Annotated in this window: 10 protein-coding genes; 8 read left to right on the top strand and 2 right to left on the bottom strand. The window is 69.0% G+C overall.

The features are described from left to right. Nucleotides 1-265: 265 nt before the first annotated feature. From MDN94_RS30750 to MDN94_RS30735, 4 genes are read left to right on the top strand one after another with little or no spacing between them, the layout of a single operon-like run. The gene (locus MDN94_RS30750; protein WP_482729141.1) at nucleotides 266-604 is read left to right on the top strand and encodes an antibiotic biosynthesis monooxygenase family protein; all 339 of its coding nucleotides are present in this window, start codon (nucleotides 266-268) and stop codon (nucleotides 602-604) included. After that, entirely contained in the window at nucleotides 601-1488 is an 888-nt protein-coding gene (locus MDN94_RS30745; protein WP_482729140.1) for an NAD(P)-dependent oxidoreductase, read from the top strand. Before MDN94_RS30750 ends, MDN94_RS30745 begins: the two co-directional genes overlap by 4 nt. Further along, nucleotides 1485-2468, top strand: a complete 984-nt coding sequence (locus MDN94_RS30740; protein WP_482729139.1) for an amidohydrolase family protein — start codon at nucleotides 1485-1487, stop codon at nucleotides 2466-2468. The genes MDN94_RS30745 and MDN94_RS30740 overlap by 4 nt, the downstream gene beginning before the upstream one ends. Next, the gene (locus MDN94_RS30735) at nucleotides 2465-3697 is read left to right on the top strand and encodes a cytochrome P450 family protein (protein ID WP_482729138.1); all 1233 of its coding nucleotides are present in this window, start codon (nucleotides 2465-2467) and stop codon (nucleotides 3695-3697) included. Before MDN94_RS30740 ends, MDN94_RS30735 begins: the two co-directional genes overlap by 4 nt. A 467-nt stretch (nucleotides 3698-4164) precedes the next feature. On the opposite strand, the gene MDN94_RS30730 is transcribed toward MDN94_RS30735, so the two are convergent. Further along, nucleotides 4165-5295 (bottom strand): hypothetical protein, encoded by a 1131-nt coding sequence (locus tag MDN94_RS30730; protein WP_482729137.1) that lies wholly within the window; start codon nucleotides 5293-5295, stop codon nucleotides 4165-4167. 255 nt (nucleotides 5296-5550) lie between these two features. Between MDN94_RS30730 and MDN94_RS30725 the strand changes: the two genes are divergently transcribed. Next, complete coding sequence (locus tag MDN94_RS30725) at nucleotides 5551-5967, top strand: hypothetical protein (protein WP_482729136.1); 417 nt, start codon at nucleotides 5551-5553, stop codon at nucleotides 5965-5967. A 155-nt stretch (nucleotides 5968-6122) separates the two neighbouring features. Further along, nucleotides 6123-9803, top strand: coding sequence for an nSTAND1 domain-containing NTPase (locus MDN94_RS30720; RefSeq protein WP_482729135.1), 3681 nt, complete (start codon nucleotides 6123-6125; stop codon nucleotides 9801-9803). 148 nt (nucleotides 9804-9951) lie between these two features. On the opposite strand, the gene MDN94_RS30715 is transcribed toward MDN94_RS30720, so the two are convergent. Then, nucleotides 9952-10101, bottom strand: coding sequence for a hypothetical protein (locus tag MDN94_RS30715; RefSeq protein ID WP_482729134.1), 150 nt, complete (start codon nucleotides 10099-10101; stop codon nucleotides 9952-9954). Between the two features lie 220 nt (nucleotides 10102-10321). On the opposite strand from MDN94_RS30715, the gene MDN94_RS30710 reads away from it, so the two are divergent. Together MDN94_RS30710 and MDN94_RS30705 are read left to right on the top strand one after the other, a co-directional pair. Continuing rightward, nucleotides 10322-11206, top strand: coding sequence for a hypothetical protein (locus tag MDN94_RS30710; protein ID WP_482729133.1), 885 nt, complete (start codon nucleotides 10322-10324; stop codon nucleotides 11204-11206). Nucleotides 11207-11812: 606 nt separating this feature from the next. Continuing rightward, complete coding sequence (locus MDN94_RS30705; protein ID WP_482729132.1) at nucleotides 11813-12253, top strand: hypothetical protein; 441 nt, start codon at nucleotides 11813-11815, stop codon at nucleotides 12251-12253. Nucleotides 12254-13764 lie beyond the last annotated feature (1511 nt).

Below are 13764 nucleotides of genomic sequence, written 5' to 3'. Positions count from 1 at the left end.
CCTCAGACAAAAGGGGAACGGCCGCGGAACCGGCCCGCACCGCCCCCACCGGAAACAACTGCGCCCGCCCATCGGTCCACCGTCTCCACGCACGCGTTCGAATCTGCCTCGTCCGGGGCCCTCGTCCCAATACACCCGGACGGACCAGACGCCAGGGCACGACCCTTCTCCCGCCTGGGCCGTGCACCCATTGGAGTTGCGTCGTCACTGAGCCCATGAGTCCTTGGAAAGCGTGTCCTGCCGGATCTCACCATCAGGAGGAGACATGGGCACTGTGCAGAACAGCCAGACGGCCGAGAGGCTGTCCGTCGTTTTCGCGGTCCGTGTGATCGAGGGCGGCGAGCAAGGGTTCCTGGAGATGTACGAGCAGATGCGGAAATCCGTCGCTCGCACCCCCGGGCACATCGTCGAACGACTGGGAGAGCCGGTCGACGGCTCCCGCCAGTGGGTGATCACCAGCGAGTGGGAGACCCCCGAACACTTCTTCGCCTGGCAGCAGAGCGATGACCACCAGGAACTGGTGGCCCCGCTCCGCGACTGGGTCGACTCGACGCAGTCACTGCGGTTCCGGGTCGTCAAGGAGACCGTGAAGGAGAAGTCATGACCCACACCACGAACGGCCCTGTCGCCGTCCTCGGCCTCGGCACGATGGGCGGCGGCCTGGCCTCACGCCTGCTCGCGCAAGGCATACCCGTGCGGGTCTGGAACCGTACCCCCGAGCGGGCCGAACCACTCGTCCGGGCCGGCGCCTTCGGCGCCGGCCGCCCCAGCGAAGCCGCCGAAGGCACGAGCGCCGTCATCTGCACCGTCGCCGACGGCGACGCCCTCAAAGCCGTGCTGCGCGGCCCGGACGGCGTCCTGTCCAGAGGCACCTACCCCGGTGCCCTGATCTGCGCCAGCACCGTCGCCCCCGAGGAAGTCGTCCGCCTCGCCGACGATGTCCCCTCCGTCATGGACGTCGGCATGCTCGGCAACCGCGACCACGCCCGCGACGGCGAACTGCGGCTGTTCGTCGGCGGCGAGGAGCGTGTCTTCACCGCCGGCCGGCCCCTGCTGGAGATGCTGGGCAAGGAGGTCGTCCATCTGGGCGCACTCGGCTCCGGCATGCGGATGAAGCTGCTCCTCAATCTCCTCATGGGGATAGAAGTGCAGGCCATGGCCGAGGCCGCCGAACTGGCGGCCGTCTGCGGCCTCGACAAGCAGCTCGTCCTCAGGACGATCGCGGGCAGCGGCTTCGCCTCGCCGGTCATGTCGTTCAAGTCGCGGCGCCTGGCCACCGGACGTTTCGACGAGCCGGACTTCCGGCTGCGCCTGATGGCGAAGGACCTCATGCTCGCCACGGAGCAGGCGGCCACGGCAGGCCTGCGCCTTCCGCTCACCGCCGCAGCCGCACAGACCCACGCCCGTGCCACCGAGCAAGGGCACGGCGACGAGGACTGCGCCGCGGTGACCCGCGCAGTTGCACCGGAACCGGGAACCCACACATGATCATCGACATCCACGGACACCTGTCCCCGCCCCAGGCGGCCAGCCGCTTCCCCATGCCCCCGAGCCTCACCGACGTCGACGGCATGCTCGCGGCCCGCGCCGAGGCCGGGATCGACCTCACCATCATCGGCAGCCCGGTGGGCGCCGGCGCGATGGCGCGGGTCCCGGGCGTGGACAACTACAAGCAGCCGCGCGACCGGCTGCGTGGTTTCCACGCCTGGATGTCGGGTCTGATCTCCCGGTTCCCGGACCAGTTGCGCGGATACGTCTACGCCAACCCGTTCGGCGACGACGATCACCTGGAAGGGGTGCGGGAGACCCTGGCGGACCCCGCGTTCGTCGGCCTGATCACCACGTCCAGCGTCCACGGCGAGCTGCTCGGCTCGCCGCGGGCGGACTCCTTCTTCGCGCTGGCCGCGGAGGCGGGAGTCCCGGTCCTGGTACACGCACCGGCCGAACCGGCCGGCACGGAGAAGGTGGACACCATCGGCTTCGTCGAGCAGATCGGCCGATTCGGCGACGTCACCCTGGGCATGGCCATGATCGCGTTCGCGGGATGGCTGGACAAATACCCGGACCTGCGGCTGATCGGCGCGACCGGCGGCGGCGCGATGGCGCTGCTGCCGGAGCGCCTGCAAACGGCGGCGAGCCCCCGGCACTGGGGCGGCGGAGCACCGCCCTCCGCCGCCGCCCCCGGCCGGCCGGCCCCCGCCGCGCCGCCCTCCCTGTCGACCGACCCCGCCGCGGCCCTGCAGCGCATGTACGTCGACACCAGCCCGTTCAGCCCCGCGCACCTGAGCCTCAACGCGGAGGTCCTCGGACCCGAGCGGATGCTGTTCGGCAGCGACTCGCCGCCGCTGTCCGCGCCGCTGGAGGACCTCATCCGCATGATCGAGAAGCTGCCCCTGGACAAGGCGTCCCAGCAGCGCATCCTCGGCGGCAACGCCGAGACCCTCTTCGACCTCAGGAGCCGTCCGTGACCACCACGCAAGACCCCGTCACCACAGCCGAGCAGTGCACCGCCGACTTCCGGCGCAACCCGCACCCGGTCTACGCCGCCCTCCGGGACACTGCGCCCGTCTGCCCGATGAAGCCGCCGCACGGCGTCGAAACGTACCTGATCACACGGTACGAGGACGCCCGGGCCGCACTCTCCGACCCCCGGCTGAGCAAAGACATGTACGGGGCCATGGACGCCTACCGGAGAATCTTCGGCGACTCGTCGGTCTCGCTGGACGACAACATGCTCAACGCCGACGCGCCCAAACACACCCGGCTGCGCAAACTCGTCAACGCCGAGTTCACCCCGCGCCGCGTCGAGGCGCTGCGGCCGAAGATCCAGACGATCGTCGACCAGCTCCTCGACGCATGCCCCACCCGCGAACCGCTGGACCTGCTGCCCGCGTTCGCGTTCCCACTGCCCATCACCGTGATCTGCGAACTGCTCGGCGTACCGCCCGAGGAACGCGCCCACATGCAGCGCCTGTCCACCACAGTGGCGCAGACGGGCTTCAGCAAGGAAGCCAAACAGGCCCAGCAGAAGGCGGAAGAGGACCTGCACGCCTACTTCACCGAACTTGTCGCGCGCAAGCGCGAACACCCCGGCGACGACCTGCTCAGCGCGCTCACCGAGGCCCAGGACAAGGACGGCGGCCTCACGGAGAACGAGCTGATCTCGACGGCGTTCCTGCTGATGTTCGCCGGCCACAAGACGACCGCGTACCTCATCGGCAACGCCGTCCACCACTTCCTGGCCAATCCCGCACAACTGCACGCCGTGCAGAAAAACCCGGAACTGATGGGCCCCGCGGTGGAAGAACTGGTCCGCTACGACGGCTCGGTGGAAAGCGCTACGTTCCGGTTCGCGACCGAGGACGTGGAAATCGGCGGTACGCGGATCCCCAAGGGCGCACTGGTGCAGATCTCGCTCCTTTCGGCGAATCGCGACCCACGGAAGTTCGACGCCCCGGACGACTTCGACGTGAACCGGCCGGGAAACGCGCACCTGGGCTTCGGCCACGGCAGCCACTACTGCCTGGGCGCACCACTGGCACGGCTGGAGATGCAACTGGCCCTCACCAGCCTGTTCAGCCGGTTCCCCAGGATCGCTCCGGCCGCACCCGAAGCCGGCCCGAAGTGGATGGAAGTCCCCTTCCCGGCCTTCCGAGGCCTCGCGGAACTGCCCGTCGTGCTCGACCCGCAAGAGTGACCGGCAGCCCGGCCACCGTTCAACCCGGCACCACCGCCGCACCCCGCGCCAAGGGCCGGCTCCCCACCAAGGAGCCGGCCCCGGCCATTCCCTCTGAAGCGGCCGACCCCGACCACCTTCTTGCCGCTCTTCGGCCGGCGCGGCAATCCGGCCGACCCCGGCGCCGCCCGGACATCGTCCTGGGCGACCGAGGCTACGACCACGACAAGTAGAGCGATCGACCCGGCATGGGGAACTCGGCACGGAGGTACGGCTCACCCTCAAGGGCAGCGCCAAGACCCTGGCTGGCACGCGCTACTACACCGCCAACGGTCACACCATCGCCGTCCGCACTGCAACCAACGGCACCTCCGGCAGCGACCGCTGTCACGTCTCGCCGCGGGGGCTCTGGCTTGTCTGCGGTGCTGATCACCGGAGCCCTGCCGGCCTTCCGTCGCCCGTACTGCCGACATGACCGATCGATGCGGCTACCGGCCGGAGCAGGTCGGGCTATTGCCCCTCTGCGAGCACGCGCGCCGCGAACTCGAACGCGCGAACGTAGCACCGCGGAGGCGGCCGGGCTGGCAGGCGGCCTCATGGTCAGCCTGTGGGCAGGCGCCGCCGAACGCTAGGCCGCGCGGTGCGGCATTGTGCTGCCAGCGGTTTCGCCGAGTGCACTCCTGAGGAACCGAGGGACACCGTCTCGGTGCCCCGCCGGACTGGGAGTCGAGGCCGCGGGTGTGGTCGAGGCAGTGGGCGAGGGGGTCACCCTCGTCGCCGAGGGCGACCCGGTCACGTACACCGGAAGCCCGTGCTCTCCCGCTGGCGGCCGGGGAGTTGGACGTGGATGGTTTCGACCATGCCGGGGCTGCGTGTGTTGGCCAGGTGGCGGCGCGCGGCGTGTGCGGTGAGGGTGTCGGCAGTGCAGGTGAACTGACCGCTGTGGAAGGCCAGGTTGCGGGTGGATAGAGCCAGGCCAGCAGACCGTGGAAGACCCCTTCCTGATCATCGAGCCAGGCCGCCAGCGCACCGGGGCCGGCCAGGCGGGCACGCCGGAGCGCAAGGCTGTCCGCCGCAAGGCAGTCGGACAGTACCGCGAACCTCGCGACCGCCTTGTGCACGGCCGCAAGAGCGGGGTCGGCGTCCGGCTCCAACGGCAGGAGCAGATCCTGCCCGGCGTCGATGTTGAGCAGCCGGCTGGTGAGCTGCAGCGGCTGAGCCGTCAGATCACCGCTGAGCAGGTAGCGCTGGAGGTCTTTGACCAAGGGCAGGATCTGCGTCTCCAACTGAAAGACATCCTGGGTGCGTTGCTGCGAGTGGATACGCTGCTGCTCGGCCCGACGTTGCAGCTCTGCGGAGCATGCCTGTACTGCCGGGCTCATGTGCCCACTGGTGCGCTGCACCGCCCGCTCGGCGATGCCCAGGGCTCGCTCCGCCTCGGAGAGCTCCCACCGGGCGTGTTTGAGGCGGGCCAGCGCCGATTCCGTCAGCGCGAGATAGAGGCTGACCACCTGCTGCCACAGCGTGTGCAGTGCGCAGGCCTTGGCAAGGACGTCCAGGTCCGTGCTTTCCAAACCCAGCGAGTCGATCGCGCTCCAGGCCGGTGCAGCACTGGTCATGGGGGCGTCCGCCTGGGCCGGCCAAGTGGGCACTGCGCAGGACCGGACGCTTCTGACCGAAAGCGACCAGCGGATCGCCGATGTACCGGACGCCACGGCACCTCACAGAGACTCGAGCCGGCGCCTGTGACTCATGGCGGATCCAAGGTCACATACGAGCGACCTCACCAATCCGGTCCTTCAGGAATCAACAAATCTGCCCATTTTGCCTCAAATAGGTAAGTTGGTCATGAGAGGGAATTGAGGGTGATGGTGATGGATGCGATTGTATCGTCGGCGGCCATGTCCTTGGTGGGGGCGATGGCCACGGACGCATGGCAGCAGGTACGAGCGGCCTTCGCTGCCTGGTGGCGACGTGTACGTCCAAGTCAGGCAGAACAGGTGGACGCTGCGCTCGTAGAGTCCCGTGACCGAGTGCTGACGGCCCGCCGAGCGCAGGACGAGGATGCGGAATCACATCTCGTCGCAGCCTGGGAGGACCGTCTGACCGCACTGCTGCGGGACGACCCTGCGCTGGTGGATGAGCTGCGGCGACTGATCGAGGAGGAGATCACCCCGCTCCTGCGCCGCGAGGGCGGCACTCGCACCGGGTCGCATGAGTTCCGTGCCGAGGCATCCGGGCATGGCCGGGTGTACCAGGCCGGGCGCGACCAGAACATCTACGGGCCATGAGTGCCGCCGACAGACAGCCCTTACACGGAGAGGGAATCCGGCTGGAGGCTGAGGCCTCGGACCGAGCCAGGATCTATCAGGCGCGCCGGGATCTGTACGTCTCGGAGCGGGACCTGCACCTGCATTACGAAGATGGAGTACGCACGGCCCGCCGCGTGCACACCGCCGCTGTGTCTCAGGAGTGCCCGTATCCCGGGCTGGCCGCATTCAGCTCTGAACAGGCCCAGTGGTTCTTCGGCAGGGACGCGCTGGTGGCCAAGCTTCTTGTCCGGCTGGACACCTGCCTCGCGGTGGGCGGTGCGCTGGTCGTCGTCGCGCCTTCCGGGGCGGGGAAGTCGTCGCTGCTCAGAGCGGGACTCCTGCCCGAGGTTGCCCGGGGTGCCCTGCCGGGCTCGGCGTACTGGCCTCGCCTGTGGCTGACACCGACCGCACATCCGATGGCAGCCCTCGGCGCCCGCCTGTCGGAGGTGACGTGTGCGGGGCAGGGACAATCTGGCGACGGGGCGCAGGGGCCGGTGTGGCGACCGGATGTCCTGCGGCGCGCGCTTGCGGCGGGCGACGGCGACCCTGGCGCGGAACGCCGCCTGGTCCTGGTCGTGGACCAGTTGGAGGAACTGTTCACGCTGTGCGCCGACGAGCGCGAGCGGCGGGATTTCCTGGATGCGGTCCTGCGCCTGGCGGACACGGGCACTGGTGGCGAACAGCCGGTCGCCTTGGTCGTCTTCGGTCTGCGCTCGGACTTCTACACCCACTGCGCCACTCATCCGGGGCTCCTTGACGCCGTGGAACGTAACCAGGTGATTGTGGGGCCTCTGTCCCGGGCCGGGGTACGGGAGGCGATCCTCCATCCCGCCCGCGCGGTCGGATTGGACATCGAACCGGGCCTCGCGCAGGTCCTGTTGCGCGACCTGGGTGCCACGGAACCGGACCCCGCGCCTCCGGGCAGCGACGAAGCCGACGCCTACGAGGTCGGGCGGCTTCCGCTCCTCGCCCATGCACTGCGGGCCACCTGGCTGTGCCGGTCAGGCCACGTCCTCACTGTGGACGGTTACGAGTCCACCGGTGGCATCGCGCACAGCGTGACGGCCGAAGCAGACCGCTGCTTTGACCAGTTGGACCCGCAGGTGCAGCGGACGGCGGAGTCCGTGTTCCTGCGCCTGGTCAAGTTCGGCGACGGAACCCACGACACGCGCCGCCCGGCCCGGTACGCCGAACTGCTGGGCCACGGCGCACGCGCCGAGGAGACGGCCGAGGTCGTCGAAACCTTCACCCGGGGACGACTGCTGACCCGGGAACAGGACACGGTCACCATCACCCACGAGGTGCTGCTGCGGGCATGGCCGCGCCTGCGGCAGTGGAGCGAGGCCCACCGCGCCCATTACATGGCCCGCCAGCGGTTGGAGGACGCGGCCACTGCGTGGCAGGAGGCGAACCGCGACGCGGGCCTGCTGTACCGAGGCCACAGGCTGGACGAGGCCCGCGCCCTGGCCCACGACAAGGACACGGGCGAGTGCGGTCCAGTCGTGTCCGCGTTTCTGGCCGCTTCTGCACGGCAGCGGCACCGGGCACGCCGGATCCGCCAAGGGGTCATCGCCGGGCTGACGGCGCTGGCCGTGCTCGCCGCCGTCTCCGCCGCCCTCGCGTTCCACCAGCGCAACACGGCACAGGAGGAACGCAACACCGCGATCCTCGGCGAGACCAGGGCCCAGGCCGACCTGTTGCGCGAGACCGATGCCTCGCTGGCCGCCCAGCTGGATCTGGTCGCGCACCGCATGTCACCAGCCGCGTCGACAGAGACCCGGTTGCTCGGCGCCCAAAACGTGCCGCTGGCCACCGTGCTGAGCGGTCACACGGACCGGGTGAACGCCGTGGACTTCAGTCCGGACGGGCGCCTGCTGGCCAGCGCCAGCGGTGACGGCACGATCCGGCTGTGGAACACAGCCCGCACGGACCACCCGGTCCCGCTGGGCGCCCCGATCCGCGGATTCCGGGGCGGGCTACGGGCGCTCGCCTTCAGCCCCCGGGGACACCTTCTGGCCGCCACTGGCGACGACGGCACAGTACACATGTGGGACGTCCAGGACCCTCACCATCCAGCCGGTCTGGGCACCCCGGCGCGGGTCGGCACCAGCGCCCTGAACACGCTCGCCTTCAGCCCGGACGGCCACGCCCTCGCCACGGCGGGACACGGCGGCCGCATCCACCTGTGGGACACCACTGACCCACGGCACCCGCGGCCCCTCGCCGAGCCGCTCCCCGCCTCCGCAGACGAGGTGAACGGGGTGGCCTTCAGCCCCGACGGCAAGCTGCTGGCGTCCGGGGGGAGCGAGGCGACGGTGCGGTTGTGGAAGGTGGCGGACCGGCGGAATCCGTCCGCCGTGGGCCGGACACCCGACATCTCCTTCAAGGCCGGGAACCCCGGCTCCGCCCAAGCGGTCGCCTTCAGCCCGGACGGCCGCACACTGACCGCGGCCGGCAGCGACCAGACCGCACACCTGTGGGACGTCACGAACCCTGCCAAGCCGAGGCAGCTCGAGAGCCCTGTCAGCAACAACGTCGTCAACACCGTCGCCTTCTCCAACAACGGCCGACTCATGGCCTACGGCGGCGACGACAACACCATCTGGCTCGAGAACGTGATGGCTCCGAACAAGGTCTGGGACCTCACCCAGCCCCTGACCGGCCACACCGGACACGTGCTGGGCCTGGCCTTCGACCCGAAGGGCACCATGCTGGCCAGTGTGGGCGCCGACCACACCATCCGACTGTGGACGATCCCACGCACGGTCCTGAGCGGACACACAAGCTACGTCGACACCGTGGCCGTGAGCCCCAACGGGCATCTGCTCGCCTCCGGCTCCGAGGACAACACCGTCCGGCTCTGGGACGTCAAGAACCCGGCCACTCCACGCCCGCTCAGCGCCTCGATCCGCGGCCGCACCCCGTACGTCAACTGGACCGCCTTCAGCCCCGACGGAAAGACACTGGCCGTCGCCGCCGGCCCGGACGTCCAGCTGTGGGACGTAACCGTGCCAGCCACGCCCAAGCCACTCAGCGGGCCACTCCACAATCCCCGCGAGAACTTCCTGGCCGTCGGGTTCACCCCCGACGGGCGCACCCTGGCAGGAAGCAACGGCGACGGCACGGTCGCGCTGTGGAATGTCTCCGACCCATCCCACCCCACTGCCCTCGGACCGCCGTTGAACACCCGCGCGGGCCCGGTCAACCGCCTGGCCGTCAGCCCGGACGGCCGCACGCTCGCCGCCGCGGCGCAGAACGGCACCCTCCGTCTGTGGGACATCACAGAACCCACGCGCCCGACAACCCTGGGCCTACCTCTGCGCGCCAGTGCGGACCCGGTCCAGACAATTGTCTTCAGTCCGGACGGCCGTACCCTCGCAGCCTCCGGCAACGACGCCAAGATTCGCCTGTGGAACATCACCGACCGCACGCACCCCACACCGACGGCACCACCCCTCACCGGCCACAACGACACCGTTTACACGCTGTCCTTCAGCCCGGACGGGCAGACGCTGGTCAGCGGTAGTTTCGACAGGACGCTCCGACTGTGGGACGTCGATGAGGGAGGCCGCGCACGCCCCCACGGCCTGCCGGTGACCGGCGTCATCGACTACGTCAATGACGTCGCCTTCTCCCCGGACGGGCGCTTTCTCTTCATCGGCACCGGCAATGCAACGGTCCACATCCTGCCGCTGTCCACCCAGGCCGCCGTCAACTACGTGTGCCGGGTGACCGGGAACCTGCTGACGCCCGCGCTCTGGCGCACGTATCTCCCGCAACTGCCCTACGACCCGCCGTGCCCCGGGCAGGACTGAGATCGCCGAGGCGCCGCCTCGGCGACCAGGAGGTGGGCACGAAGGGGCCCTCCACGTGCGTGGAGGGCCCCAGACGGCCTGGCCGGGGTTCCAGGTCACCCTGGCACCAGCTCCCCGGCATGACCTTCAACGGCATGGCTTTCAAGGATTAGCGGCGGCGTAGAAAGTGATCGGCGAAGAGACCGAACGCCACGGCGACCGCCACTGCTCCGCCCAGTTGGGGGTTGCGGTAGGTGGCATAGGCCGCGACCGCGACCAGGGTGAAAACGAACGCGGTCCGCAGGTCGATACCTTCCATGAGGCTTCCTTTCGTTTCCGGCCGGCCGGACCGACCGCTGGTTAAGGCCCCGTTGTCGGGGGCCTTGACCACCGTGACTCGACGGACCGGCCGGTCGAACGAGCGGCCACGGTTCCCCACGGCCGCGGACGATCTGGCATGCTGCGCGGACGGTTCTGGACAGTTCTGGACGCAAGAGGGGCGGCGTACGGTGGGGCGGCCTGGGGAGTTGAAGCGGCCGGTGCTGAGTGCCGGCCCACTGAAGGATCTGAACGATGCGTTGCACGCGCTGCATCTGGATGCCGGGCTGCCGACGCTGAGCGCCATGTACCGGGAGTTGGGCAAGGAGATCAGCCGGAGCAGTCTGCACGATGCGCTCACCGGGACGGGCCGTCCGCCGTGGGAGACGGTGGTAGCACTGGTCGAGATCCTGGCGACGCGCTCACCGCGAACTTCTGCCGAGCAAGAGGTCGGCCGGTTTCACCAGCTGTGGGTCGAGGCCGCCCGGTCCGTCGTCGCCAGCGCACAGGCGTCCGATTCCGCAGCTGCGGAATCGGCATTGACCGCTTCCCACACGCCGCTGTGGTTCATGGCGATCGACATCTACGGGTTCGGCAATGCTATCCACGAGCACGGGGCGATGCGCGAGCGGCTTTTCGGGGACGTGGATGAAGCCCTGGACTTCGCGAACATCAAGGCGCACACGCAGATCGCTGACCGCGGAGACAGCTTGTCCGCCTTCGTTCCCATGGAGCACGCACCGCTGGGGTCGATCCTCGGCTTCCTGCTGCACCTGCAGCGACTCACCTGCCAAGAGGACAGCCGCCTAACGGATCTACGGCTACGGGTGGCGCTTTCCCAGGGGACGGCCCGGGTCTCGGAGATGGGGTGGATCGGCTCCGACCTGAACCAGGTCTTCAGGCTTCTGGACGCCGCCGCGTTTCGGGAACTCATGGCTGAGGACTCGTCGGTGCGCCTGGCGGTGGCCATCGCCGAGCACACCTACGACGAGCTGGTCCAACGCGCGCCATACGGGTTCCGGCCCGAGTGCAGGCAGCTGAAGGTTGCCACGAAAGTCGGCCCGATCACCGCGTGGACCTATACAGCAGGGCGCCTGCCCGCCTGACTGGGCGTGACGCAAAGTGCCCGGGCGTGAGATCCACCTGCACCTTCAACGCGGCTGGCCCAGTCCGCCTGCCTGGAGCGCGACGGTCGTGAGGCGTTGCTGACCTCCCGTCCCCGGGCCGGTTGCCCGGGCGTCGAGCCGATGGCGCCCCGGCGTGACGTTCGGCAGACAGCCGGGCGGGAGCTGTTCGTGCACACGGCGTACGCGCCGGCCCCCGGGAGCGTACGCGGGGCGCTCGCCTGCCCTGTTCAGGGCCGTGGTGCTCCTGCGGGTTCGTGTGACTAATGACTGTCCCAGACGGCAGGGCGGGTGCTGGGGTGCTGAACTGAAAGGGCCCGCGCACCGTCAGGCGCCGCGCCCGGCCTCTCGGGGCGGGCGCCGCGTTGTGGCGGCGCGGGCAGCCACATGCTTCTGCCGTCGCATGGGCCTTCGGGCTCTTTGAGTAAGCGCCCACCTCGACACCACCTTCAGGTCATGGCAGCGGGCCGATGACGCAGTCCCGGCGGAGCGGCTACACGGGTTCGTGCGGGGATTCGGACGGGCTCAGCACCCGCCGACCGAGCGAAGTTCCGTACTGAAGTTGTAGAGCGGGGAACAGTGCCTGACGTGACGAACCATGAGAAGCCTGATGCTGAGCACCAGCGACCCAAAGGTGTGTCCGACTCGACGGTGGAAGCGTTGGGAGCGCTGTCCAAGGCGCTGGAGATGACGGAGCGGGCCCGCGGCGCATTGTATGAGTTCCATCAACTGACGGGCACCGCTGACCTGATTTTGGACGATGCGGTTCGTCTGCTGCATGAGGCCGGGCATGCGGAGCAGGCGAAGCGGGTGGAGGAGGAGATCCTCGGCCGCAATGTCATCCCCGGCCACTGGACATTCCAGATTGTCGAGGCCTACAACAGCACCTACTACCGGCCGTTTCAAACGCTCGAGGCGGACCTCCGTAACCAGCTCGTCGACGGCAAAGATCATTTGTATGAGGCGGAGATGAAGGAAGCCCGCCGCACCAGAAACCACCCGCACCACACCGCTCGCCCGCAACCCTGATCACGCGCAGGCTCTTCCGCCGACGAAAAGCGGGCGGCATCTGAGGTGTGAAGCGCGCCGTCCACTCGATCTTCGGTCGGAACTGGATGCTTGCCCTGTCACATCCTGCCTTCTGTGGTCTCTCGGGCGACCATCTGGGCGCGTTGGCCGCCGAACTTGCCCGCGGTGGGAGGCGGTGTGGGTCCGGGCGCCGTGACCGGCGCGGTAGTGCCCGCGAGCGGGAGGTCGGGGACAGACCGAAATACGTGGCCGGTCGCGCCTCGCCTTCTGGGCGCTTACGAGCACCCCGGCGCGAACCGTTGTGCCGTCCGTGAGTTCTTTTTTTCACCGGCTGACCGGGCAGGGCCGCCCTCACCCTGGATGGCACCGTCCGAGCGACGCCGCGCACATCCCCGACGATGACGAACTCACGGACGCCAACTGCTGGTTCATGCTGAAGGAGGCTGGCCGCCTGGCACGTACTGCAGCCGGCCTCGCCGCCCGCCAGGCCGCCTGACACAGGTCGGATGCGTTCTGACCGGTGCTTCCGCGCGCCGATCGCCGGCATGAGGCGGCGGCCCGTGCCGGACACCCCTTCCGAGAGAGCCGCCACGTAGCGAATGGGTCCTTGGCGGGAAGTTCAGGCCTGCCCGAGCACACTGGCGCTGCGAGCGGGGGGTGAGGGCGCACGGGGCGTGGGCAGGGCACTGTGGAAAGTCCTGGGAAGTCCAGAGATCTGCAGCCCCTGGTCCGGATACCGTTTCCCCGGGCGGACTCAGGATCAGGCCCGGGAAAGGGAATCCAGCGTGTATGCGCCGGGCGTCCCAGGACGAAGGGGCAAGCGGCGCGATGGCGAAGCGGAGCTGACGGCCAAGAGCCAGCGGCCGGACGTGCGATACCCCCTGGTTCAGAACGGCCTCGACTATCTGCTCGAAGTCGGGGATCGGCTCGCCACAGACGCCGATCATCGGAGTCTGTCTTCAAACGGCCCCAGACGGCGACGCGGTTCGAGAGCGCGAACTTCGACAACTGCACGATGGACGAGGCCTCCGTGCGGCTGACGCACGAACCAGGCCGTGTGCGTCGGCAAACTGAGAGATGTCACCCCAACCTTGTAGAGGGCGCGTCAGCGTAGGAGAGCGACCGAAGATCCTATTGCCGAGCCGCGCCCTCGGCCTCTCCTTCGAGGGGCCGGCGGCTCCTCCCGCGGCCAGGCTGGCAACGCACCGCGTAAGCCCACCTGCGGCACACGACCCAGCGCCGCGACCCGGTCCCGGGCCGTGGCGTTCAACGGCCAGGGAGAGATGCGTCCTATAAGTCGCTGAGTAAGCCGAGGCGGCGCCGGCGAGCCAGTCAATGGAGGATAAATCTGAGGCTAAGAATATTACAAAGCTACAGCTAAATCCGTGGTAGGCTTTGCGTGGAGGTGAGACATGCCGAGCGAGGATGAGCTGTTCGCGGCGGTGGACGCGCTGCTGGAGGGTGAGCCGGAGATGCCGCCGCCTGCTGAGCGGGCTCGTCTGCGGGAGGCA

The sequence above is a fragment of the Streptomyces sp. WAC00040 genome, from assembly GCF_056835925.1.
Note: the sequence above shows the minus strand (reverse complement) of the source record. Positions and strands in the feature narration are given on the sequence as shown.

What these genes read in the sequence shown, in the direction of transcription:
- MDN94_RS30745 (WP_482729140.1), top strand. Translation starts at nt 601, where the DNA reads ATGACCCACACCACGAACGGCCCTGTCGCCGTCCTCGGCCTCGGCACG.
- MDN94_RS30750 (WP_482729141.1), top strand. Translation starts at nt 266, where the DNA reads ATGGGCACTGTGCAGAACAGCCAGACGGCCGAGAGGCTGTCCGTCGTT.
- MDN94_RS30725 (WP_482729136.1), top strand. Translation starts at nt 5,551, where the DNA reads ATGGATGCGATTGTATCGTCGGCGGCCATGTCCTTGGTGGGGGCGATG.
- MDN94_RS30730 (WP_482729137.1), bottom strand. Translation starts at nt 5,295, where the DNA reads ATGACCAGTGCTGCACCGGCCTGGAGCGCGATCGACTCGCTGGGTTTG.
- MDN94_RS30715 (WP_482729134.1), bottom strand. Translation starts at nt 10,101, where the DNA reads ATGGAAGGTATCGACCTGCGGACCGCGTTCGTTTTCACCCTGGTCGCG.
- MDN94_RS30740 (WP_482729139.1), top strand. Translation starts at nt 1,485, where the DNA reads ATGATCATCGACATCCACGGACACCTGTCCCCGCCCCAGGCGGCCAGC.